Here is a 24,583-nt window from a genome sequence, read left to right on the forward strand (position 1 = left end):
CGAAGGCGGCTCATCCTGAAACCCCAGGTCGGATTAACTCCGACCTGGGGTTTTCTCGTTCAGCGGATGCGGCGACGGCGGCGGGCGCGGGCCGCGCGGCTGTCGAGGGTCTCAGTTCTGGTCTCAGTGGGGCCCGGATCGGGCGCCGGGGGAGCGGGCACGAAGAACTCACCCATGCGCCGCATCGCGTCCCTCGACAGGTGCGATCTGCCCTTCACGTAGCGCCGGGTCTGGCTGATCTGGGTGTGCCGAAGGATCTCCGTGATCGTGGGCATGTCGACGCCCAGCTCGTTCAGGATCGTGCCGGCCGTGTGGCGGCTCCCGCCGTACAGGCGGCGGTCGTCGATCCCGGCCTCGGCGAGTAGCTCCTTGAACTCCTCGTAGTCCTGCCGTGGGTCGAGCGGGCGCCCGTCCGGCCGTGAGAACACCACCTGGTGTTCCTCCCACAGCTCCTCGGCAGCGGCTCGCATCTCCTCCTGCTGTGCCTTGTGGTCGCGCAGGAACGGGATGAAGACGGGCGGGATCGGGACGGCGTTCCGGCTCTTCTTGGTCTTGGGCCGGGTGAAGGTGAGTCCGCCCCCTTGCGCTGCGGGTAGGCGCTCGCGTGCCTGGCGCACGTCTTGGGGCAGGGCTTCGGGCAGCCCCGCTTGTAGTTCCGGTGCGTGCAGTCGGGCGGGCACGGCTCGAAGCGGTGGAGGCGGGTGCCGCATGCACGAGGGTCGTCACAGCCGTGGCGCCACGTGAGGCGCTGAAGTTGCCACTCCGGGCGGAACAGCTCCGCGGTCGAGGTTCGGATTTCTGCGTCATTGCGTCATCAGCGTCATTTGGGCTCCTGACTTGCGGTTTTGCTTGACGCAGTGGTCAGGGGGTGCGTCATCCGTGCGGCATGGACCACACGTCGGTGCAGTGCCGGGGCGATTCGCCCTTGGCCTGCGCGGCAGTGAACAGACGCGCGATATGGGCGTCGGTGAGGCAGCCGCACCGGCCGTGGGCGGACAGCACGGCGAGGAAGGTCCGGTAGACGGTGGCGTGGATTCCGTCGCGGGCTTCGGTGATGCGCTGCTCTGCCATGGCGATGCCACGGTCCAGGTAGGCGGGCGTACGGTGGCGGCACCCCCCGCCCCCAGCCGGTACGGGCGCGGTGATGGTCGGCAGCCGTCGTGGCTGCCTACGAGCGACTGTGCGCCGAGGGCTTCACGAATCGACTCCCGCCCGCTGACATTGCTGCCCGTCCTAGCGCTTGACGCCGGGACAGATGACAGTGCTACGTCACTCTGGGCAGCGTTCCGGATCTTCCCTGCCTCATCAAGGGCTCGCTCCGCTCGTCGCGCGCCCGGCTTAGCGCCGGGCGACGCTCCTGTCTCCGCCCCGCTCCGCCCGGCCGCCGGACACGGCACACCGAGGGCATGCGCGCCATGCTGAAACACCTGGGTGAGCCACGGCATCCTCGTAGAACCCGAGCCCGGCGAGCGCCGGGCCCGGGGCCGACGCGTGAGTCACGATCGTTTTCGCCGGGAGGGCGTGGTGCGGACCGCCCCCCCCCAGGGACGCAAGACGGCTGCGTCCCTGGGCTTTACGGCACGTCAGCTCACCCGAGTCACGTGCCGTCGACGCAGACGGCCCAGACAGTGATGTTGATGGAGGTGCCGGTGGCGTTGCGGTAGGTGCCGGTCCATGTGGTGTTGCTGCTCGGAAAAGTCTCCATGACATAGAGACCGCTGCTGGCCAGGACGGCACTGTCCAAGCCCCCACCCATGACCACCTGGCCAGCCTCCGGACAGCTCACCGAGATGGTGCAGATGTTGTCACCGGTGCACGGCACGGTGTTGGAGACCCTTTCGTACCCAGTGACCGGGCCAGAGCCCGTGGCGCCCGTCGCTCCGGTGGCGCCCGTCGCTCCGGTGGCCCCCGTAGCGCCGGTCGCCCCCGTAGCGCCGGTGGCCCCCGTCGCTCCGGTCGCCCCCGTAGCGCCGGTGGCCCCCGTCGGGCCGGTGTCTCCCGACGGTCCGGTCGGACCGGTGTCTCCCGTCGGACCGGTGTCTCCCGTCGGGCCGGCCGGACCCGTCGGGCCCGTAGCTCCAGTTGCACCCCTGCACTTGTCTCGGCCGCTCTCAACGCGCGAAAGACTGTCTTCATGGGGGTGCTTGTCGCAAGGGCGGTCCGCAAAGAGGCCTGCCGGGGCCGTCTCGGCGCCCGACCGGGGAGAGGGGCCCGTCGCAAGCGCGGGTGTGATCAGGTCGAAACTCAACAGAGCCGTCAGGGCCATGAGGCCGCCAGCCAGCACTTTTGTACCGCGCGGAAGGGGCCCGAGGCGGGGTCGAGCACGCATGACTGACCTGCTTTCGTCTTGGGATGTCATTTCCGGGGTGGCGGGGTGCGTCCTCCGGTCGTCCACGATCATGATTCGGCAATGTTCCGTTGCGTGCAGTACGGAGCAATCCAAATGGGTTCACCAGCGGTGCCCCGCCTTCGCGCCGGGGGTGAGGCTGCTCGAGGGCGAGCCTCCGAGGAAGTGCCGGGGCCGGGCCTACGTCAGGCCGTGCAGTTGTTATCCAGGGCGCCGGCGATGTCGGCGGCGAGGCCGTAGCCGGGGCTGTCCTCGAGCTGCTCCCTGGCCGTGGCCGGGAAGCTACCCAGAGGCGAGAAGACTTGCTTGCCCCCGGGCGCCCGTCGCGCACGGCTACAGCCACGAGCCGGGCTGGCGCCGAGGTGCCGGGCTGCGGTACAGCAGTGAAGTACAGCAACCCCGTCGACTGACCTTGGACCGCCCGGGCTCCGGATGCCCCTGGCGAGGCCGGTTCGGACATCGCTGACCGTTCTGCATAGAGCTACGGATCAGAAGGTCGAACCGACCCGTGCCGGTGCAGGAGGCGTGAAGCCGCGGCCTCAAGGCTGGCGGGCGAACTCACAAGCAGGTGGCGGAGGTTGAAATCCGACTACTCCCCGCGAGCCGAACGCTTCTGAGCTCTGGTCGAGCACGCCTTCTTCGGTCCCGGACGGGGTCTCACCTCTGGTCTCAGTTGATCGGAGATCCGTGGTGGTCCGTGGCGGTCCTCCGAGATGTAGATGACCTGTCACCTGGAGGCTTCCGGCGAGGCCGCACAGTGGGGGACGCCTCCGGACCAAGATCGGACAACTCGTAATGCGTAGGTCTCGGGTTCGAATCCCGAAGGCGGCTCCGATGAAACCCCAGGTCAAGCCTCTCACCTGGGGTTTTGCTATTTGTGCGGTCTCGGTTCCGGCCGGCGCCGGAGTGCACGAGGGGAGCGCATCGGTAACAGGGCGTGGGGGTGCGGGATCCCGGCACGGTGGTGTGTGGTGCGAGTGGAATCTTGGGGAGCGGCCGGAAGACCGTGATGGCCAGGCATTCCCGGTCCTGGTGTCAGGCCCCGCGGATACCGTGTGGGCCGTGGACGACCCATGCAAGAGCGACGGGCTGGCACCAGGGGGGCGGGATGGCCGACGGGCGGGTGCTCGCGGAGCTGCACTTCGGGCGTGAGGACGCCGAACGAGACGTGACAGAGGGGCTGTTGCTGCGCGGGGGGTTTCTGCCCAATGCCGCGTACCGGGGCGCGTTGAGCGGGCGCAAGATGCTGATCATCGGGCGCAAGGGGTCCGGTAAGAGCGCCATCTGCATGCAGTTGATGGCGGCGGACGGTGCGCATGCGCACAACGGCGGGAAGGTCCTGGTCACGCCGGACGAGGCGGCGGGGGAGGAGATCCGGCGGTTCGAGTTGCAGGGGCTGCCGGGGGACTCGGCCAAGGCGTTGATCTGGCGGTACGTGTTCGCCGTGCACGCGGCTCGGCATATCGTCGCGCATGCCAAGGGCACGCACGACGGTGGCCACAAGCTCGACTCGGTGAAGGCGCTCGGCCGCTTCCTGAAGCAGAACGGCGAGTCGGCGGACGGGGTGCCGGGCGGCGGTGGTGGCGGCCGGCTGGGGGAGCGGCTGGCGCAAGGGGCCCGGGGGTTGCAGACCTCGCTGTCGCTGGAGGCGTTCGGCGTCAAGGCGAGCGTGGATCTCGCCCAGTCGCCCTCCGAAGGTGCCCGGGCCGCACGGCAGTTGGAGATCGTCGAGCAAGGGGTGGCGCGGGCCTTCGCCGATCTGGGTTGCGACGGCGGCGTCCACGCACCGCTCCTGCTCATGGTCGACCAGCTGGAGCAGGTGTGGTCGGCCGAGCCGGACAGCAACTCGATGGTGATCGGGTTGCTGTTGGCGGCCAAGCATGCCGCGAGCCTGTACGGGCGTTCCGTACGGTTCCTGCTGTTCCTGCGCGCCGACATCTACGACTCGCTGTCGTTCGGGGAGGGCGACAAGTTCCACGGCGACGAACTGCGGATCGGCTGGACGGAACACGCACTGCGGGACCTTGCCCTGGCACGCGCTCGGGCCTCCGCCGGAGCGGCGCTGAGCGAGGAGCAGCTGTGGAAGGAGCTGTTCCCGGAGACGGTGGGCGGGGAAGAGACCGCGACCTACCTCTTCCGCCGCTGTCTGCCACGGCCGCGCGATGCGATCCAGTTCCTCAACGCCTGCCAGGAGACAGCCTGGTTGGAGCACGGCCGTGACCGGATCACGGAGGCGGACGTGGAACAGGCGGGCCGGCAGTTCTCGGCCTGGAAACTCAAGGATCTGAGCTCGGAGTACCTGGTTGCGCACCCCTTCCTGAAGAACCTGTTCCCGCTCTTCCAGAACACCGGATACGTCGTCACGCGCGGCGCGCTCGCAAGCCGCTTCGAGGCGGCGGCCGAGTCGCTCCATCATGATTTCCCCGCGTACGCACACGCGTTGACGCTCTCCGGAGTCATCGACGTGCTTTACGGGGTGGGCTTCCTCGGGGTGCGGCGCGGGAACGGCGTGGTATTCGCGGGCGCCGATGACCTTCCGGTCCAGCCGCACGAGACGGAGTTCCACATCCACGCCTGTTTCCGGGCGGCGCTCGGCGCGACCAGCCCCTTCGACCTCCGGCCCTACGAGCCGCAACTCGCGGACGCGCGGATTGCGTCGGGCAACTTCAGCCCTGGCACGTCGGGGTCCACCGCCCGCAACCGTGACGACCGGCTGCTCCAGCAGCTTGGGCGCTCCTGCCACTCCATCCTCGCCCAGGTCGGCCGGGCGGTGACGCTGACACCGGACGTCGGGGACGAGATCACGCGGCAGATCAACCGCGTTCTCGACGACGTCAACCGCATACCCTCAGGCGCTGCTTCGTCGATGGGTGTGAACGTGGACGAGTATCTCCTCGCCGCTGCCAACTACTTCAGCGCCCTCGCCGCCCAACTCCTCGCCAGCGGCCTGGACGACACCACGGGCGCCGGCGGCGTCGCGCACCGCATCGAGGAGGAGGCACGGCGGCTGCGGAGGGCGGCGGGCGGGTCATTCGGGAGTTCGGGCGACTCGTCGGGGCCGTGACGCGTTCGTAGGCAGCAACGGATGTGCGGTGTGACGGGAGGTGGCCGGGCGACGCAGGAGTCATACGGTCACCAGCTGTCCGCTGCCGCGAGGAGCGCTTGCCGAAGCTCCACGGCGGTCTGGAATCCCGGGGCCGGTTCCTCCTGGAGTGCCTTGTCGATCACATTGGCCAGTGCCTGGGGGACGCTCGGCTCGCGCTCATGGATGGGCACCGCCGGCGAGTCGAGTACGACCTGCCACACGTCCTTGCCCGGTGCGAAGTCGCGGGGATACTCCCCGGACAGGATGTGGTACAGACACGCGGCGAGGGCCCACACGTCACCGGCCGGGGTGGCGTTCTTGAAGTTGCTGACCTGTTGGCGAGGCATGAACCACGGCTTGCCCGCGGTGTCCCCGGTGCGCGTGAGGCCGCTGAAGCCGGCCTGGTCGAAGGCCTTGCCGAGGCCGAAGTCGCTGATCTTCGCGGTCGTGGAGCCGTCCGCCGCCGTGTGCAGCAGGATGTTGGAGGGGCTCAGGTCGCGGTGGACCACACCCTGACGGTGCGCGTGGTCCAGCCCTTCCAGCGCCTGGAGAACGAGCCGGACCGCCTCGTCCGCCGGCAGCCGTCCGTCGTTGCGGTCCACCAGAAGGTCCAGGCTGCCACCGGTGCAGTACTCGTTGGTGAAGAAGAACGTGCCGTTGGAGAACCCGGCACTGTGCAGAGTGGCGATGTTCGGATGGCTCAGGGCCTGGGTGATCGCCACTTCGCGCAGGAAGCGGGCCCGCGCTTCGGCACGTACGGCCACCCTCGGGAGCATCACCTTCAGCGCCACTTCCTTCCCGGTGGATTCATGGCGGGCGAGGTGTACCGCGCCCATGCCGCCGCGGCCGAGTTCCTTCAGGAGCGTGTACCCGGCGATGGAGGACAGTTCCGGGTGCTCGGGACGCGCCAGGTCGAGCAGCAGTCTGAGCATCGCGGCGGGCTCGGCCTGGCAGGACGCGCAGAGGTACTCGCCGGTTCGGACGCCCGCCTCGCCGCTGACATCCCGGCCGCATTTCCTGCACTGGATCCGTTCCAGGGTGTGCTGGACCTGGATGCCGACCCGGAAGACGGTGCCGCCGACCTTGATCTCGTCGCCCTCGAGCAGGTCGTACTCGGGGAACGACTGGGCCGCGCCCTCTTCGGGTGTCTCATCGTTCCGGCGCTGGCCGATCTTCCGGCCGTTGACGTAGGTGCCGTTGAGACTGCCGAAGTCGCGGACGCGTATGGCGGGCGGATTGATGTCGAGAAGGCAGTGGTGGCGCGAGACGGTGCGGTGGTGTTCGTCGTTGGGCAGCCGCGGTGAGCAGTCGCGGGCGCGGCCGAGCACGGAGGTGCTTCGCTCCTCGAAGACGTACTCGGCGCGATCGAGCCGTCCCTCGACGAGGGTCAGCGTGACGGTGGGCGGGCGCGTCATCGGGGCGTGTCTCCCTGGTCTCCTGCGTCGTCCTGGCCTCGGCGCTTCCTCTGCTGCCGCTTGTGGAACTCCTCCTCGCACTCGGCGATGGCCCGAGTCGGGGCGACGGAGGACGACGAGTGTTTGAAGCCACCGTCGTCGGTGACGTAGAAGATGGCGCGGCCGATGGCGATCTCACCGCGCGGCACGGGTACGTAGATCATCCAGCCGACGCTGAACCGCTCGGCTATCAGCTCCGACACCGAATACCCCGGGCCGTTCAGGGACAAGCTCAGCATGTACTCGCGTACTCGGGCGATGGCATCTTCCTCGTGCATCGGCTGCGGCACCGTGGTCACCAGGCCGGCGAGGGAGAGCTGGTAGAGGGCACTGTCGATGTCGAAACGGCTGTCGTCGCCGAAGGCGGCCACCAGGGTCTCGCGGGTGACGACCCCCTTCCCCACGGCGGACACCAGCGTCGAGGCCCTCGCCCGATGCTCCTCGCTCGGCGTACCCGAGCTCCCGATCAGACCGGCGACGATGCCGGTGACCGTGTCGGTGGTCCACACACCCGGCACCGCTGTGGCCGACTCCTCGGCCGACGCGGACTCGCCGCGGTACCACTGCCCGGCATCCCACCAGTAGCAGAACGACAGCAGACCCGTCGTGGCGCGCGGGTTCAGCACCGGGTCCGCCAACCAGTCCGGGGCGCCCGCGTACAAGGCCGGCAGTTCCTCGCCGTCGTTGTAGGCGGCGTCCAGCGCGGGGGCGTTCCACACGCCTCCCGACAACACGGCCCGTCCGTCGGGGAGTTGGTACAGCGTCGAGCCACCGCGACGGGAGCTCTCGAACCAGCCCATCGACGGCAGAACCCTGGGGCCCCAGTCCGACCGGGCGGCGACGAAGGACGCCGAGATCACCGCCCACCGGGCCCACATGCTGGGGAAGTCCGGGAAATCGTTCACGCTGAGGACCGGCCACACCTTCGCCCGGCGATCGGCGCGAGCTGCGGTGGCGGCCTGCTGCGGGGTGCGCCGCTGCCTGCCGTCGTGGTGAATATAGGCCGCGAGCCATACCGGCAGCCCGTCCCGCGGATACTCCTCCAGATCCTCACGGTACTTCTCGGGCGGGAACAACTGCTCGTCCGGGAAAGGCTCTTCGCCGAAGTCGCACATGACGTCCAGCTCACCGTCGTCGGTCAGCTCCAGCAGCAGCCGCCACCAGGGACCCGTGCTGAGCCCGGACGACACCTCGCGGTGCTCGCGCGCCAGCGCGAGGACGGACGGCGGGGGCTCGATCCGCGTCGACCGCTCGCCGTCGTCGACGATGACCGTCGACCGCTCGGCCGTGACCGTCAGGGCGAACACCGCGCTCAGGAACCGCCAACCGGGCGGAGCCGCGGCGATGAGCTCACGGGCGGCACGGCGAGCCAGCTGCCGTGCCTGTCCGGGTAAGCCGTACGCCTCTGCGTCGCCGTCGTCGATGTTCTCTCGGAAATCCATCAGAAACTCCTCCACCAAGGCTCCTCACCTTTCCGGACTCTGCCGGCCGGCCGGCTCGTGGGTCTCCAACTCCCAGTCGAGCAGCCACGACCGAAGAGTCCCGTCGGCGTCTCCGGAGACCGCCGTAAGTCCGTCGGGCGTCACCGCGAGACAGGTCGTTGCCGTCTTCTCATGGCTGTCCAGGGTGCGCAGACAGCGGCCGGTGGCGACCTCCCACAGCCTGATGCGGGAGTCGTGGTCGCCCGAGAACGCGAAGCGTCCGTCTGCGGTGATGCGCAGTGTGTGCGGGCTCGACTGCTTCTCGAACTCCCTCACCTGTTGCCCGGTGGCGGTGTCCCACAGCCGGATCTCCCTGCCGTAACTGCTGTCGCAGGACAGCAGGGAGGCTCCGTCCGCACTGGAGCACACCATGGTGACGCTGCTCATGTGGCCCTCCAGGACACGAACGCAACGTCCCTCCGCCAGATCCCACAGCCGCACCGTCCTGTCGGATCCGGCGGACGCGGCCAGATGCCCGTCGGCTCCGACCCACAAGGCGTGCACCGCCCCCTCGTGACCGGTCAGGGTCCGTGTGAGGCCGCCGGTGTCCAGGTCCCAGAGCCTGACCGCGCCGTCACCGCCGCCGACCACCGCCGACCGCCCGTCCGCACTCAACCGCACCGGCACCGAAGGCGACGGGAGGTACTCGTACATGTGCAGGACACGACGGCACTCCCCGGAGGCGACGTCCCACAGCCGTACCGTGCCGTCCTGGCCGGCGGACAGAGCCCGCCGGGCGTCGGCACTCAGGCAGACCGACCGCACCGCATGCTGGTGGCCTGTGAACAGACGGGTGCGGGCGCCCCTGCGGACGTCCCACAGCCCGACGCTCCCGTCCGAGCCGCCGACCAGCGCGTGCCGTCCGTCGTCGGTCAGGTCGAGCGCGTACACCGCGCCGGCCGACGCGGACATGGTCCGGGGCGACCAGGCCGTTCGCAGCCGGGTGCGCACCGCGTGCCGGCTCAGCTCCCGCCAGGCGTCCATGACCCGCGGCGCCCGTTCGTGACCGGGAAGCCTCCGGGCCCGCGTGAGCAGGTCCAACGCCTCGGCGAGACGTCCGTTCGTCAAGGCCCGCTCCGCCTTGGTGACCATGGTGGCCACCTGACTGTCCAGCGTCCGCAGTTCCGTGTGCGGGCGGGGCCGGCTCAGGTGCGGCGGGGCGGTGTGGCCCGCGGGCAGGTCCAGCTCCCAGGCATACACGCCGCTCTTCCGGTCGTCGTCGCCGTACGAGAGCTGACCGGCCGCGACGGCGAGCCCGGAGCGGCCCGAGGCGTCCAGCAGCACGGCGTTCACCCCGATGTCGCGATAGGTGCGCAGGCACCGGCCGCTCTCCAGGTCCCAGAACTGCGCGTCGCCCGTGCTGTCGTCGCCGGTGAGCAGGAACCGCCCGGCGGAATCGAGCGACATGAGGCGGGCGCGTCCGCCGCCCCGCAGAGCGCGGATGAGCCGGGGCCTGCGCACGTCCCAGAGGGCGATGGTCTTGTCCTGGTGGGCGATGACCGCGGTGTTTCCGTCCGGACGGAAACACAGGCCGATCACCGGCGACGTGTGCCCGGCGAGAACTCGCTCACAGCGGCCGCCGGCCAGGTCCCACAGCCTGACCGACGGCCCGCGTCGCTCCCAGCCGCTGGACAGGGCCCACCGGCTGTCCGCGCTCACCTCCACCTGCTCCGCGCCTGCCGCGTGCCCGTCGGGCGTCGTCGTGAGCTCCCCCGTGCGCGTGTTCCAGAGCCGGAGCGTGCCGTCGGACCAGCCCCACAGCGCCCGGCGGCCGTCGGGGCTCAGCCGGACTCCGTGGGACTGCTCGTCGAGGGTGCGCAGGCACCGCCCGTCGCTCAGATCCCAGAACCGTACGGTCTTGTCCTCGCCGCTGGAGACGGCGAAGCGGCCGTCCGAGCTGAGGTCGACGGAGCGGACGTTCGTGTAGTGCCCGTCCTTGTGTCCTTCGAGCGTCCGAAGACACCGCCCGGTCGTCAGGTCCCACAGCTGGATGGGGCCGTACTCCCCGGTCACGGCCAGTCGTCCGTCGGGAGTGACACGGACCGGCCGATGGGAGACCCCCTTCGGCTTGTCCCCGTACCGAAGAGTCCTGTACGTCGTGCGGACGTGCCCGGACCGGACCGTGCGGAGCACCGACCGGACCTCCGGCTCGTCGGGCCACTCCCGGGCCACCTCTTCCAGAAGCCCGCCCGCCGCGGCGAGATCGCCACGCTCCAGGTGCACCTGGGCCAGCAGCTGACGGGCCTGCCAGGGGTCGTCGGTGTCGGCCCGGGCGGCTTCCAGCGCGGCGACCGCCTCTTCGTCGGTGGCGGTACCGCGCCGCCAGCGCAGCATCGCGAGGTTGTACGTCGCTCCCGGGTGCCGGGGGTCGGCCTCCAGAGCCTCCGTGAACGTCTTCTCGGCCTCGGCTGTCCTCTCATCGGCTCCCTTGCCCAGGTCGAGCAGGGACAGAGCACGATTGTTGAGTTCGTCGGCGAGCAGATCGGCCTCGGCCGGCTCCAGATGCGGATACGCAGCTCCGGTCACCTCGTGTCGGATGGCGACGAGCTCGGCCGCGACATCGGCCATGGTCCTGGGCCTGCGCTGCGGATCCTTGGCCAGACACCGTTCGAGGAGGTCGGCGAGCGGATCGGGCAGGGGCGGCAGCCAGGCCTCGCCCGTCCCGCCCGCGGCACGGTACTCGGCCAGGGACCTCCCCACGGCGGGACCGGCAAGCCAGCTCACCCCGCCGGTGAACATCTCGAAGACCGACACCGCGAAGCTGTAGATGTCGGTGCGCCGGTCGAGCGGTCGACCCGCTGCCTGCTCCGGCGACGCGTATTGCCTGGTCCGCCCGCCGTTGGGGACGAGAACAGTGACACCGGGCCACGGATCCGGCTGAGGAGGGGCGTCGGGATCCGCCGATGCCCGGGCCGCACCGACGGCGGCCGCACGGGCCCTGGCCAGTCCGAAGTCCGTCACCTTCGCCGTGCCGTGCTCGTCGAGGACGACGTTGTCCGGTTTGACGTCCTGGTGCACGAGCTTCCGGCTGTGCGCGTGTTCCAGGCCCCATGCCATCTGGATCGCCACGTCCAGGATCCGGGCCTGCACATCCGACTGCCCGCCCGCGTACAGTCGGCGGCGGTCGTCGATCCAGTCCCGGAGGCTTCCTCCCGTGGCGTACTCGGCGAACACACAGGGGATGCCGTCGATCGTGCGCACGTAATAGCAACTGCACACATGCAGATGCAGACCCAGCGTCACCCAGGTCTCCGCCTCGGTGACGAACCTCTGTCGACTTGCGGCGTCCCGGAAGTGTTCCGGCTTCGGGCACTTCATCGCCAGGTCGGTCCCCCACACCTGGTGGCGCACCCGGTACACCAGCCCCATGCCGCCCACTTTGGGGTCGTCCAGCACTTTGTACCGGTCGTCGACGGTCTCGTTCTTCGACCAGTACGAAGGGGGTGCGGGGGCCCTGTCGAACATATGCGTGCAGACCTCCAAGTCACTGGATGCCGGGACGGTTTATGCCCTGTACAAGACGACAGGACACGTCCCGGCAAGCTTCCGGTTCCCCTCGACGTGCAAAGCCCGTGGCTCCTGGGCGATGTGGTGCTCCCTCAGCTCCGAACCGAGGGGCCGGGGCGGGGCCCTGGAGCCGGGGCGGGGCCGAGCTGCCCCCGTCGGCTCCGCATTGGGTCGCGGCCTGTTTGGGACACCCCGAAGCCATAGCTTCCGTATCGCGGGGTGAGCAGACTCATGGACATGCCCGGGCAAGCACGCCGGGGCACCAGTACCCAGGGGGAATCCACGATGAAGCTCATCGTTCGCGTTGTCGCCGCTGCTGCTCTCGTTCTGTTCGGTGCCGTGCCGAGCGTGGCGCAGACCGCTGAGGAGGCCGCCCCCGCTGTCGAGGTGGCGAGCAACCAGGACGGGAACATCTGGGGCTGAACGGTTTCCGCGCCGCATCGATCCGACGAGAGCCAGGCCGCATGTATGTCATCTCTGCACGGCTGCTGCATCCACGAGCAGAGGACAATGCCGCCGACCTGCGACGCATCGGTGAACTGCTCCGAAGCGCGGCTGCGGGCCCGCAGGGCCGGCTGGAGCATCACTGGATTCAGTCGACACCGGGCGGCTGCGCACTCGTCCTCTATCTTCTGGCACCGACGCTGGAGCAGGCGGAGCACACCGCAGGTGTGCTCCTCCGCCGAGCCCTGGCCGGCGAACCTGCCCTCGACGACTGGGTGATCGACCAGTACGCCGCGGATCTTCCTGTCGAGATGCTCGACACCCTGTGGGCTCGGTACGCCACCGACGAACTCTGACAGCGCCTACGCCGCGCTCCGTTCTCCCTTTCCCCTGCCGATACGGCTGCTTCGGGCTGCCCTTATGCCCTTTTCCCGACCCCGAAGGCGGAACCACGTGTCATGAACGCCACCCATCGCACCCTTGTCGAGAGATTCGACGAAGTCGCCGCGGCGTACCCGGAATCGATCGCCGTCGTGTCCGGTGCGAACCGGACGACGTATGCCGAACTGGCCGCGGCCTCGCGCCGCCTGGCTGCCCGTCTCGCGGATTCCGCGGGGGTCCGCGCGGGTGACCGCGTGGCCCTCTGCCTGGAGTCTTCGACCGAGGCGATCGCGTGTCTGATCGCCGTGCTGCGATGCGGGGCCTCGTACGTACCGCTCGATGCGCAGAACCCCGCCGAGCGCAACCGCCTCATCCTCGACGACTGCCGGCCTCGCGCCGTCATCGGTGACGCGAGGGTCGGGACGCCCGGTGTGCACACGGTCACCGCAGACGACGTGACCCGGATCGCAGAAGACGCGGACGCGCCGCAATTCGACGCGGCGACCGGCCGGCCGGGAGACGACTGCTACGTCATCTACACCTCGGGGACCACGGGCCGGCCCAAGGGCGTGCCCATCACCCATCGCAACGTCCAGGCGCTGTTCGAGGCGGCGGACGGGCTGTTCACGTTCGGCCCGGACGACACATGGCTGCTGTACCACTCGATCGCTTTCGACTTCTCGGTGTGGGAGCTGTGGGGCCCGCTCCTGTACGGCGGCACGCTCGTGGTCCTCGACCGCTGGACCAAGCTGTCGCCCGAGGCATGCGCGTCGATCGTGCTGGAGCAGGGCGTGACGGTGCTCAACCAGACCCCGACCGCCTTCTCCGTGCTGTCCCGTGCCCTCATGGACCAGCTTCCGGAGGGCGCCGGACTCCCCCTGCGTTACGTGGTGTTCGGCGGCGAGCGGCTGTCGATGCCGGCGCTGCGCCGCTGGCGCGACCGGTTCGGCCTGGACAGCCCGCGGCTGATCAACATGTACGGGCTGACCGAGGCCACGGTGCACACCACGTACCACCCCCTGACCGAGGCGGATCTGGCCGGGGAGGAGTCCGTGATCGGCCGGCCGCTGCCCGGCTTCGTCGCCCGAGTGGTGGACGAGACGGGCCGTGCCACCGAACGGGGTCAACTCGTGGTCGCGGGTCCACAGGTGGCCGCCGGCTATCTGGACCGCCCCCGGACGACGGCGGAGCGCTTCGGACCCGACCCGCTGGGCCTGCTCGACGACGCCCTGTTCTACCGGACCGGCGATCTGGTCGAGGACACCGGCGACGGACGGCTGGTCTACCTCGGCCGTGCCGACCGCCAGGTGAAGATCCGCGGCCATCGCATCGAGCTGGGCGAGGTGGAGGCGGCCGTGTCCGCCGTGCCCGATGTCACCGAGGCGGCCGTGGTGGTGCTCGGCACCTCCGACCGCCCGGTCCTGGCCTGCGGCTACACCACCCGCTCCGGCCGACCCCTGGAACTGCGGACGCTGCGCACCGAACTGCGCTCCCGGGTTCCCCAGTACATGCTCCCCGGCCGCTTCGAGTGGTTCGAGCAGCTGCCGCTGACGGTGAACGGAAAGACCGACACCCAGATGATCGCCAAGGAAATGGACCTCCGGACATGACCGTGACCAGTGACCCCATCACGCTCTCCGAACTGACGGAGACGATCCTGAGCCGGCTGCGCGAGCAGCTGGGCGACCGGTGGATCACCGGAGAGGACAACTTTCTCGACGTGGGCGGCCATTCGATGATGGCCATCGAGCTCAAGGCATGGCTCGCCGATCGCCACGGCGTGTCCATCGGGCTCCCCGAGCTGTTCCGGGGCACGCTCTCGGACGCCGCGGCCGCCGCCTTCAGCGGCAAGGGCCCGGTGAAGTAGCCGTGCGCAACTACCTTGAGGTTCTCCGCAACCGCGACTACCGCAAGCTGTGGATCGGCGCCGTCATCAGCCTGCTCGGCGACGGCGCGACCTGGACCGCGCTGGCCTGGATCGCCGTGTCGACCGGAGGCGCCAAGACACTGGCCGTCCTCGGTGTGTGCTACTCGGCGCCCGTTCTCTTCGGCGGGGTCCTGGCCGGCAAGGTGGTGGACCGCTTCTCCCGCCGCAAGCTGCTCGTCTTCGACTCGGTGGTGCGCGCCGCCGCGATGGCCGCCGTTCCGCTGCTGTACGTCATGGACGCCCTGAGCGTCTGGCATCTGTACGCCGTCGCCGCCGTCTACGGCCTCTTCAAGATCCTGCCGATCGGCATCATCCCGGCGGTCCTTCCCGATCTGGTGCCCAAGAAGCAGCTCGACACGGCCATCGCCCTGGAGGCGGTCGCCTACGGAGCCGCCGGTCTGGCCGGGCCGGCGCTCGGCGGCCTGCTGATCCCGTTCATCGGCGGGCACTGGGTGCTCGGCCTGGACGCCGTCTCGTATCTCGTCTTCGCCGGCCTCGTGATGAGCATGAAGGCACGGCTCGACCGGCCGGAGTCCGCAACGCGGGAAGCGGGCGGGAAGAGCGCCGAGGCCGAGCGCAGTTCGTGGCGACCGGTGCTCCGGTTCCTGGTGGGCGACCGCGTGATGCTGGTGATCACCATCGCGTTCACCGCCTTCAACATGGCGATGGGCATGCTCATCGTGACCCAGCCGTGGCTGGCCCACGAGCGGCTGCCCGGCGGCGCCACGATGCTCGGTCTGATCGTCGGTGTGCTGGCGGGTGCCGAGATGGTCGGCTCGCTGATCGCCGGGGCGGTCAAGCCTGCCGTACGCCCCATGGTCCGTATCGGACTCCTCCAACTCGTCGCCGGTGGAGGTCTGCTGCTGCTGCTCGGTGCCAATCCGGTGCTGATCCTGATCGGCCAGGCGATCTGCGGCATCCCGGCCATGGTGATGACGGTCTCCTCGCAGAGCGTCCGCTACCAGCGCACGCCCGAGGTGCTTCGCGCCCGCACCATGACGCTGATGCGCACGCTGATGCACAGCGCGGTGCCGGTCGGTTCGTTCGTCGCGGGTCCGCTGCTCGCGGGCGGTCACTACTCCGCGCTCGTACTGACCATGGCCGTCGTCGCCGGCGCGCCGGGTCTGCTGAGCCTGGTGCTGGTGCGCGACGCGGTGGTCAACGAGCCGGAGCCGGTCTCTGAAGCCACCGATTCCGCCGCCACCCCCATCCCCTCCACGGCCGAGCCCGCCCTTGCGACCAACTCCGCAGGAGATTCCCAGTGACGCACGCGCCCTTCACCTTCCACACGCGCACCGACGCGTACCTGGCCGCCCTGCGCAACCACCGCCCCGGCACGCCCGTGCCCGTGCTCGGCGAACCGGGCCCCGCCCACCAGGCCGTCATCGAGCTCAGCAGGCCTCAGCCGCAGCGAGCCGCCCCTGACCCCGGCGAGATCCTGGTGGTCTGGCCGGCCGGCTCCAAGGCCGCCGAACTCGCCGCCGCACTCGCCGAGGCCGTCCAGGGCCGGGGCCGGGAGCTCGCGCGGCCGGAGGACATCGGCGCGACCAGCGGCACCGCCCGCCACGTCCTCGTGGTCTCGCTCGCCGACGAGATGGACGAGCGTTCGCTGACCCGGATGCACGACAGCCTCTGGGAGCACCGCTCCGCGGGTGAGGGCGGTCATCTCGGCATGGTCGTCGGCGCCGACCTGGAGCAGCTCAGCTGGATCGTCGCCAAGGGCCTGGCCCTGCCCCATCGCATCACCCCCACCGAGCAGCACCTGCGGGTGTGGCCCGCCGTGCAGCGGATCTCGAAGCGCTACGGGACCGGCACCTGGGTCCTCCAGGACGATGCCAAGGCCGAGGTCGTACGGCCGCTGCTGCTGGACACGCACACGGCGGCGGTCTCCCTGGTGGCACACGGCCGCGACGACGTGATCCACCTCAACGACACCGTGATCTGCCCGATCGGCGCGCACACCATCGACCCCGGCTCGCCGTCGGCCTCGCACGCTCCGGTCTGCGCCTTCACCGGCCGCTGCTACCGGCCCGAGGTCGCGAACGAGAACATCATCCTGTCCGGCGGGATCGCGGCGGACGTGCTGTTCGCCAACTCCTGCATGGGCATGCGGGTCAACGAGGGGCTGTACCCCCAGGAGTACCTGATGCCGCACGGTTTCGTACGCGGCACGGCAGCCGCGTACCTGGCCACCGGGCAGGTCATCAACGGTCTGCTGAAGGTCAACGACATCTTCCACACGGCCTGCGGCACCGGGCGCACGCTGGGCGAGGCCGCCACGCTGATCAACGACCACCTCCGCTACGAGCGCGTCGACCTGCCGTACTACACACTGCTCGGCCTGCCCTGGCTGACCGTCGCCGAGGGCGGCGCCGAGGGAGGCGCCGAACCCGGGGCGCAGTGGGGCGAGTTCCTGCTCGCACAGGGCGAGCCGGGCGTGGAGGGAGGCGGTGTCCGCGCCGCCGCCGTAGCCCTCGCCGCCGAGGAGTCCACCGGCAGCAGCGCCCATGTGCTGTACGTGTCCGGGCGTGGGGCGGCCGTGCTCGGCGACGAGGCGCCGGAGGGCCTGGACCTCAGCGCCGTACCGCATCTGAAGCAGACGCTGCAGGCGATGGGCCGTGCCATGACCAATTTGGAGGACGTCGCCTTCACCGGTCTGAAGTACTCCCGCCAGGGGAACATGCTGGTCAACGTCCGCGATCAAGTCGCCTCTCTCTCGCAGGCGCTGCACGGCGCCGCGCTGATGGGGGACATCAAGCGGATCAGGCGGCGCATCGGAGCCATCACCACCGGGGTCGAGCGGGCCGAACTCACCCTGGCCGAGGCCCTGTTCGAGCGTGGTGTCCACAGCTTTCAGCACTACAACGACGTATGGGGCGAGACGCTGGAGCTGCACTCGCCGGAACTCTCCGACGAGGAGTGCCCGTACTGCGCGCGGTTGCTCGTGCGGCAGGGCGCGACCCACCCGATCATCGGCCGGATCGGCCGCGATGCCCAGGTGTGCCCGCGCTGCGGCATGATCCGCGACGCCGACGCACGTACCCCTGTCGCCGGCATGGTCGTCGACACCCCGGAGATCTGGCGCTGCGGTGAGACCCAGGACATCGCCCTGCGGTTCCGGCTGGCGCCCGTCGCGGGGGAGGGGGCCGGTCCGGACAAGGTGGCGGTCGGCATCTTCATGGCCAACGCGGCCAAGAACGGCATGGACTTCCCCTCGCCGCGCTTCGTCGAGCTCGGAGCCGACGGCACGGGAGAGCTCCGCGTGAGCGTCGAGGTGCCCGAGGGCGCACGGATGCATCAGGAGTACGTCCGCGGCCTCGTCGTCGCCGAGGGGACCATCTCGTTCGTCACCCGCCCGGTGTGGGTGCGCCCGGCCGTGGCCGGTCCCGTGCCGATCACGCTCTCCGCCCGGAGCTGATCCGCCGGAGCTGATCCGCCCGTTGCTCCGCGCGATCACCGATCCACCGACCCACCGATCCGCCGATCCGCCGATCCACCGATCCGCCGACCCACCGATCCACCGATGCACCGATCCACCGATGCACCGATCCACCGTTCTGCATCCGCACGGAAGGTCACACGCATGTCCGAGACAACCGTCACCACGGCGGCGGTTCCGGCCTCCTACACCCAGGAAGGTCTCTGGCTGCTGGAGCAGCTCGGAGCCGGCCCGGTGGCCAACAACCTGCCCATGGCCTGGCGGATCGCCGGCCCCGTCGACCCCGGCGCATTCCGCGCGGCGCTCCGTCTGGTCGCCGTCCGCAACCCGGTCCTGCTCTCCCGCTGTGACTGGGACGAGGCGGGAGACACCCTCCTGCTGACCCGCAGCCACGAGCCACAGGACATACCTGTGGACATCTCGTACGGCACCGGCGACGAGCTGGCGTACGCCGAGGCGTACGAGGAGTCGCTGCGGCCCTTCCCGCCCGGGCAGCCGCTCGTCCGCGCCCGCATCTGGGCGCCGGCCGGCGACGAGGGCGCGGACGGCGACACGCTGTTGCTCATCGTCATCAGCCATCTGGTCTTCGACGGCGGCTCCGAGGAGTCGTTCTTCGCGGAGCTGCTCGCCGCATACCGGCACGTCACCGAGGGCACGGAGCTCCCCGGCGCCCCGGAGCCCTACCAGCGCTTCGCCCAGGAGCAGCGCGAGCTGTTCGCCCGGCCCGATCAGGCCGAGCGTGTGGCGCGGCTGGCTGCCCGGCTGCCCGTGCCGCAGCCCGTCCCGCTGCCCCGCTCGGCCACCCGTCGCGAGCAGGGCGATCCGTCCGAGGGGCTGCGTCACTACGTGCTGCTGGACGCGGAACAGCTGGCGGAGATACGGAGGTTCGGCCGCGCGCGGGGGGCGTCCGAAGTCATCGTGATCCTTGCCGCGCTGGTGGCCACCGCCGCCCGCCTCGGCGACCAGGAGAACTGCGGCGTACTGCTTCCGTACGCCAACCGGGCGTCGGCGTGGGCGCGTGACGTGATCGGTCCCTGCCTCAACAGCCTCTACCTCACGGCCGGCGTGCCCGCGGGCCGCACCTTCGCCGAACTCGTCGACCAGGTGCGGGACCTGGCGTTCGAGGCGTACGACGACGCCGACATCCCCGCCGAGGCACTGCGCGCCCGCTGGGCGGAGAGCGGCGCCGAGGCACGCAGCAATCTGATGCTCAACCTGTTCCCCCGCGAGCGCGCCGAGCTCCAGCTGCCCGGCTGCACCACTCGCCGCCTCAGCTGGGAGGAGACCCCGGTACGCGCCCGCGCCGACCTGTGCGTCTACGGCTGGCCGCAGGACGGCGGGCTGCGTCTGGAGTTCCTGTACCGCACGGCCGCGCTGACCGCCGCCGACGCGGCGTCGTTCGCCGCTTCCCTGACCGGGCTGCTGGCGCAGGGCATCGCCGCTCCGGAACTGCCGGTCGCCGGATTCGCCCTGGACGGGGCCGGGGAGAGCCTGCGGGCGCTGTCCGCGCCGCTCGTCTCGACGCCGCATTCCTCGGTGGTCGAGCAGGTGTGGGCGGCCGCCGCCCGCGACCCGCACGGCCTCGCCGTCAGCGCCCCCGGGGAGGAGCTGACGTACCGCGGGCTGACCGGCCGCGCCGACCGGGCGGCTGCCCGGCTCCGCGAGCGGGGTGTACGGGCCGGGGACACGGTCGCGCTCGAGGCCCCCCACTCCCTGCGGACCGTGCTGGGCGCGCTCGCCGTCCTGCGGGCCGGTGGCGTGCTCCTGCTCGTACAGCCCGATCTGCCGCCGGCCCGCCGCGAGGCGGTACTCGGTCTCGCCGGCCCCGCCCTGCACCTCGGCGACGGTGATCTCGACGCGCTCCTCGAAGCGTCGGGCGCCGCGCCCGCGACGACGGGTGAACTGCCGCTGCCGGCCCCCGACGACCCCGCGTACATCTTCTTCACCTCCGGCTCGACCGGTGTGCCCAAGGGCGTACTCGGCCGGCACGGCGGACTGGGCCACTTCCTCGCCTGGGAGCGGGACGCGCTCGCCACCGCCCCCGGCGACCGCGTGGCCTGGCGCACCAACCCGGGCTTCGACGTCGTGCTGCGCGATCTGTTCCTGCCGCTGGTCTCCGGCGCGACACTCGTCGTGCCCGACCCGGCCGACCTGGAGGACCCGGCAGCCACCCTGCGCTGGCTCGCCGCGTCCGGTGCCACCACGCTGCACATCACGCCCAGCCTGGCCGACCTGCTCGTCGCCGAGCACGCGGACGACCCCGGTGCGGCGCCCCGTCCGCAGGCCCTGAGGGCCGTGCTGTTCGCCGGTGAGCCGCTCACCGGGCAGGCCGTGACCCGGTGGCGACGGCACTTCGGTGAGACGGCTCGCGTGGTGAACCTGTACGGTCCCACCGAGACGACCCTCGCCAAGTGCTGGTACGAGGTCCCCGCCGACCCGGTCGACGGTGTGCAGCCGATCGGCCACCCGTTGCCCGAGACGCAGGTCGCGGTGCTGGGCCGGGACGGCCGCCCGGCGGGCATCGGCGAGACCGGTGAACTCACCATCCGCACCCCGCACCGCTCGCTCGGCTACCTCGGTGCGACCGACGGGCCCGCCGCCGACCGGTTCGCGGTGAACCCCTTCCGCGACGACCCGGCCGACGTGCTGTACCGCACCGGCGACCTGGGGCGCCTGCGCGCCGACGGGCTCATCGACATCCTCGGCCGCGCCGACGACGAGGTGAAGGTGCACGGGGTCCGCGTCCAGCCCGCCGAGATCTCGGCCGCGCTCCGCGCCCACCCGGGCGTCGAACAGGCGGCGGTCGTCAAGAGCGACGACGGCCACGGGCTGATCGGCTACGTCGTGCCCGCCCCCGGGACACTGCTGGACGAGGCCGAGGCGCTGCGCCATGTGGCCGCGCTGCTGCCCCCCGCGTTCGTGCCCGCCCGGCTGGTCACCCTCGACCGGATGCCGCTTCTGCCCAACGGCAAGGTGGACAGGCGGTCCCTTCCGCAGCCCTCCGACCGCTGCCCCGAGGTGGAGATCGTCGCACCGCGCACGGCGGAGGAGGCCGCGGTCCTGGAGATCTTCCAGCAGGTGCTCGGCGTGGCACGGATGAGCGTGCACGACGAGTTCCTCGCGCTCGGCGGCCACTCACTGCTGGCGATGCGGGTCGCCGCCCGGCTGCGCAAGCGCTTCGGCGTCCGGGTGCCCGCCCAGGGCGTGCTCGACCGGGCCACCCCCGCCGTGCTCGCCGAGTGGATCGGACGGCAGTCCCCGGACGCCGGCCGGCCGTCGCCCCGTATCACCGGTGACCGCCCCTACCCGGCCGGGCTCGGCCAGGAGCGGATGTTCTTCCTGGAGGAGATGACCGGCGCCGAACCGGGCGTCTACAACATCCCATGGTGCTTCCGGCTGCGCGGCCGGCTCGACACGGACGCCTTGCGCGCCGCACTGCTGCGGCTGACCGAACGCCACGCGCCGCTGCGCACCGGCTTCGAGGTGACGCCGGAGGGTCTGCTGGCCCACCCCCGCCCGGCGGCGGAGGTCTTCGACTTCCGCACGGTGAGCCTGGAATGCCCGGACGACCTCGACGCTTTCGTACGGGCGGAGCTGACACGGCCGCTCGGTCTGCGCGCGGGCGGCGCGGTCCGTTTCGCGCTGGCCGAACTCGGCCCCGAGGACCGGGCACTGGTGTGCACCGTCCACCACATCGCCGCCGACGGCTGGTCGCTGTCGGTGCTCCAGAGCGAACTGTCCGCCCTGTACGCGGTGTTCGCCGGACACCCCGGAGCGGCCGAGCCGCCGCTCCCGGAGGGCGGTTACGCGGACTTCGCGCTCTGGCAGCGCGAGCGCACCGCCGAACTGGAGGCGGACGGACGGCTCGCCTCGGTGGCCGCGCGGCTGCGAGGTGCCCCCGAGCGCTACGGCATGCCGACCGACCGGCCCCGCGGCCGCCGCCAGACCTATCGGGGCGACCGCGAGGCGCTCGCCCTGCCCGACGGGTTCGCCGAGCGGCTGCGGACCGAGGCGACCCGCCGCTCCGTCACCCCCTTCACCCTGCTCGCCGCGGCCTACGCGGCGGCGGTCGCGGCCCGCGGCGGCGACCGGGAGCTGGTGCTCGGCGCGGCCGTGGCCAACCGTCCCGAGACCTTCCACCAGGAGCTCATCGGCTGCTTCATCAACACCGTGCCGCTGCGCCTGGCCATCCCGGCCGGCGGACTGCTCGACGAGCTGATCGACACGGTCGCGGCCGAGACGGCCGGTGCGCTGGCCGACGCGGACATCCCCTTCGAGCGGCTGCTGTCCGAGCTCGATGTGGAGCGCACCGCCAACCATCCGCCGGTCTTCCAGGCCATGCTGGTGATGCAGCAGGCCGAGCCCGCCGGGCTCGAACTGCCCGGCGTGCGGGTCACGGAGGTTCCCGACGTCCGGCCGACCGCCAAGACCGACCTGAGCCTGATCGTCCATCTCGACGGCGCACACCCCACGCTCACCATGGAGTACAACGCCGACCTGTTCGAACCGGCCACCGTCCGCGCGCTGCTGGACCACATCTGCCATCTGCTGGAGGTGACGGGACAGCCGGGCACGCGGCACGACGCTCTGCCGCCCGCCGAACTGGCCGCCGAACTGGCCCGGGCCGCGGGCCCGGACCGGCCGTTCACCCCGGGCGAGCCGCTCGACCTGCTCACCGGCATCCGGCGCACGGCCGCCCGTACCCCGGACGCCCCGGCGGTCAGCTACGCCGGCCGCACCCTGAGCTACACCGAACTGATCGGTCTGGCCGACGCGCACGCGCACCGGCTGCGCTCCTGCGGGATCACCACCGGCGACGTGGTCGCCGTGCACCTGGAGCGGTCCGCCGAGATGGTGGTGGCGCTGCTCTCCGCGCTGGCCGCCGGCGCCGCCTATCTGCCGCTGGACACCGGCGCCCCGGCCGAGCGGCTGCGGGTGATGATGGACACCGCGAACGTCCGGGCGCTGCTGACCACCGAGGGCGGTGTGCCGGACGAGCTGCGCCGCACCCACACTCTTTGCGTCGATCTGGGCGCCCCGCCCCAGGCGCCGCCGGCCCTGGCGGTGCCGCCCCAGGCACCCGCGTACTGCATCTTCACCTCCGGTTCGACGGGCACCCCCAAGGGGGTGCTGGTACCGCACATCGCGATCACCAACCGGCTGCGCTGGATGCAGAGTGCCTACCGGCTCGACGCCCGCGACACCGTGCTCCAGAAGACCCCGTACACCTTCGACGTGTCGGTGTGGGAGTTCTTCTGGCCGCTGCTGGCGGGCGCCAGGATCGTCATGGCCCGCCCCGGCGGACACCGCGACCCCGGCTATCTGATCGAGGAGATGCGCCGCGAGCGGGTCACGACACTGCACTTCGTGCCGCCGATGCTGGCCGCGCTCCTCGAACACCCGGAGGCCGGTTCGATCGCCGACTCGGTACGGCTCGTGGTGTGCAGCGGCGAGGCCCTGGAAGGCAGCCTGCGCGACCGGTTCCACACGGTGACTTCGGGCGCGGCCAAGGCCCCGCGGCTGGAGAACCTGTACGGCCCGACCGAGGCGGCCGTCGACGTCTCCTGGTACAGCGCCGCACCGGACGACTCCGGGGCCGCGGTCCCGATCGGCCGCCCCATCGACAACATCCGGCTGTACGTCCTGGACCGCGACACCATGCGGGTCACGCCGCCCGGCGGCGTCGGCGAGCTCCACATCGGCGGCACCGGGCTGGCGACCGGCTACAGCGGTCGCCCCGATCTGACGGCGGACCGGTTCGTCCCGGATCCGTTCGCCGGGCCCGACAACCCCGGCTCCCGGCTCTACCGCACAGGTGACCTGGTGCGACGGCAGGCCGGCGGCGAGCTCGAGTACTTCGGCCGTACCGACTTCCAGGTGAAGATCAGGGGCGTACGCATCGAACTCGGCGAGATCGAGGAGCGGCTCGTCGCCCAGCCCGAGGTCAGCGACGCGGTCGTCCTGGTCCACGAGAACCCGGGCGGTGGCAAGGAGCTGATCGGGTACGCGACCCCGCGGCCCGGCACCCGGATCGACGGCTCCGCACTGGTCGAGCGGCTGCGCACCTTTCTGCCCGACTACATGTGCCCCTCACTGGTCGTGCTGCTGGACGAGTTCCCGCTCGGCGCCACCGGCAAGGTGGACCGGCGTGCCCTGCCCGATCCGCAGCTGTGGCGGCCCGAGGCCGTCGCGTACGAAGCACCCGCGACCGACGAGGAGCGGGCACTCGCCGCCATCTGGACCGATGTCGTCAAACCGGCCGGACCGGTCGGCGCGGGAGACAACTTCTTCGCCCTCGGAGGCGATTCGCTCAGCGCCGTACGCGTCGTGGGCGCCGCGGCCGACCAGGGATGGCGGCTCGCCCTCGACGAGGTGTTCACCGCGCGCGACCTGCGGGAGCTCGCCGCCACCCTGACGCCGACGGACACCGCCGAGGCACCCGCCGCGGCCGTCACCGACTTCACCATGCTCAGCGCCGCCGACCGTGCGCTGCTCGGACTCTGAGAACTCTGGAGAAC

12 protein-coding genes, 1 tRNA gene and 2 pseudogenes are annotated in these 24,583 nt (G+C 70.9%); 9 read left to right on the top strand and 6 right to left on the bottom strand.

What is annotated here, in order from left to right; translation table 11 throughout:
• Nucleotides 1-59: 59 nt before the first annotated feature.
• From ACWGI8_RS00935 to ACWGI8_RS00945, 3 genes and pseudogenes are all read right to left on the bottom strand, one after another.
• Nucleotides 60-781: pseudogene (locus ACWGI8_RS00935) on the bottom strand (tyrosine-type recombinase/integrase); the annotation flags it as partial.
• Nucleotides 782-873: 92 nt separating this feature from the next.
• Nucleotides 874-1,143: pseudogene (locus ACWGI8_RS00940) on the bottom strand (DNA primase); the annotation flags it as partial.
• A 454-nt stretch (nt 1,144-1,597) separates the two neighbouring features.
• Complete coding sequence (locus tag ACWGI8_RS00945; protein ID WP_453657367.1) at nt 1,598-1,744, bottom strand: hypothetical protein; 147 nt, start codon at nt 1,742-1,744, stop codon at nt 1,598-1,600.
• 1,352 nt (nt 1,745-3,096) lie between these two features.
• On the opposite strand from ACWGI8_RS00945, the gene ACWGI8_RS00950 reads away from it, so the two are divergent.
• Both ACWGI8_RS00950 and ACWGI8_RS00955 read left to right on the top strand, forming a co-directional pair.
• A tRNA-Thr gene (locus tag ACWGI8_RS00950) sits at nt 3,097-3,178 on the top strand.
• A 277-nt stretch (nt 3,179-3,455) separates the two neighbouring features.
• Nucleotides 3,456-5,411, top strand: a complete 1,956-nt coding sequence (locus ACWGI8_RS00955) for a P-loop ATPase, Sll1717 family (RefSeq protein WP_453657369.1) — start codon at nt 3,456-3,458, stop codon at nt 5,409-5,411.
• A 68-nt stretch (nt 5,412-5,479) separates the two neighbouring features.
• Here the strand turns inward: ACWGI8_RS00955 and ACWGI8_RS00960 are convergent, their stop codons facing one another.
• Genes ACWGI8_RS00960 through ACWGI8_RS00970 form a run of 3 tightly spaced genes read right to left on the bottom strand, consistent with a single transcriptional unit; the run spans nt 5,480 to nt 11,832 of the window.
• Nucleotides 5,480-6,847, bottom strand: coding sequence for a protein kinase domain-containing protein (locus ACWGI8_RS00960; protein WP_453657371.1), 1,368 nt, complete (start codon nt 6,845-6,847; stop codon nt 5,480-5,482).
• On the bottom strand, nt 6,844-8,328 hold the full coding sequence (locus ACWGI8_RS00965) for a hypothetical protein (RefSeq protein ID WP_453657373.1): 1,485 nt from the start codon (nt 8,326-8,328) through the stop codon (nt 6,844-6,846). The genes ACWGI8_RS00960 and ACWGI8_RS00965 overlap by 4 nt, the downstream gene beginning before the upstream one ends.
• A 24-nt stretch (nt 8,329-8,352) precedes the next feature.
• Nucleotides 8,353-11,832, bottom strand: a complete 3,480-nt coding sequence (locus ACWGI8_RS00970; protein ID WP_453657375.1) for a protein kinase domain-containing protein — start codon at nt 11,830-11,832, stop codon at nt 8,353-8,355.
• A 327-nt stretch (nt 11,833-12,159) separates the two neighbouring features.
• On the opposite strand from ACWGI8_RS00970, the gene ACWGI8_RS00975 reads away from it, so the two are divergent.
• From ACWGI8_RS00975 to ACWGI8_RS01005, 7 genes are all read left to right on the top strand, one after another.
• The gene (locus tag ACWGI8_RS00975) at nt 12,160-12,297 is read left to right on the top strand and encodes a hypothetical protein (RefSeq protein WP_453657377.1); all 138 of its coding nucleotides are present in this window, start codon (nt 12,160-12,162) and stop codon (nt 12,295-12,297) included.
• 41 nt (nt 12,298-12,338) lie between these two features.
• Nucleotides 12,339-12,674, top strand: a complete 336-nt coding sequence (locus ACWGI8_RS00980; protein WP_453657379.1) for a hypothetical protein — start codon at nt 12,339-12,341, stop codon at nt 12,672-12,674.
• Nucleotides 12,675-12,776: 102 nt separating this feature from the next.
• On the top strand, nt 12,777-14,309 hold the full coding sequence (locus ACWGI8_RS00985; RefSeq protein ID WP_453657381.1) for an amino acid adenylation domain-containing protein: 1,533 nt from the start codon (nt 12,777-12,779) through the stop codon (nt 14,307-14,309).
• Complete coding sequence (locus tag ACWGI8_RS00990; protein WP_453657383.1) at nt 14,306-14,566, top strand: acyl carrier protein; 261 nt, start codon at nt 14,306-14,308, stop codon at nt 14,564-14,566. The genes ACWGI8_RS00985 and ACWGI8_RS00990 overlap by 4 nt, the downstream gene beginning before the upstream one ends.
• 2 nt (nt 14,567-14,568) lie before the next feature.
• Nucleotides 14,569-15,891 carry an MFS transporter gene (locus tag ACWGI8_RS00995; RefSeq protein WP_453657385.1) on the top strand — a complete coding sequence of 441 codons (1,323 nt, stop codon included), beginning with the start codon at nt 14,569-14,571 and terminating at the stop codon, nt 15,889-15,891.
• Entirely contained in the window at nt 15,888-18,044 is a 2,157-nt protein-coding gene (locus ACWGI8_RS01000; RefSeq protein WP_453657387.1) for a hypothetical protein, read from the top strand. The genes ACWGI8_RS00995 and ACWGI8_RS01000 overlap by 4 nt, the downstream gene beginning before the upstream one ends.
• Nucleotides 18,045-18,209: 165 nt before the next feature.
• Nucleotides 18,210-24,569: an amino acid adenylation domain-containing protein gene (locus ACWGI8_RS01005; protein ID WP_453657389.1), complete on the top strand. Its 6,360-nt coding sequence runs from the start codon at nt 18,210-18,212 to the stop codon at nt 24,567-24,569.
• Nucleotides 24,570-24,583: the final 14 nt, after the last annotated feature.

This window comes from Streptomyces sp. NPDC054841 (genome assembly GCF_053611045.1).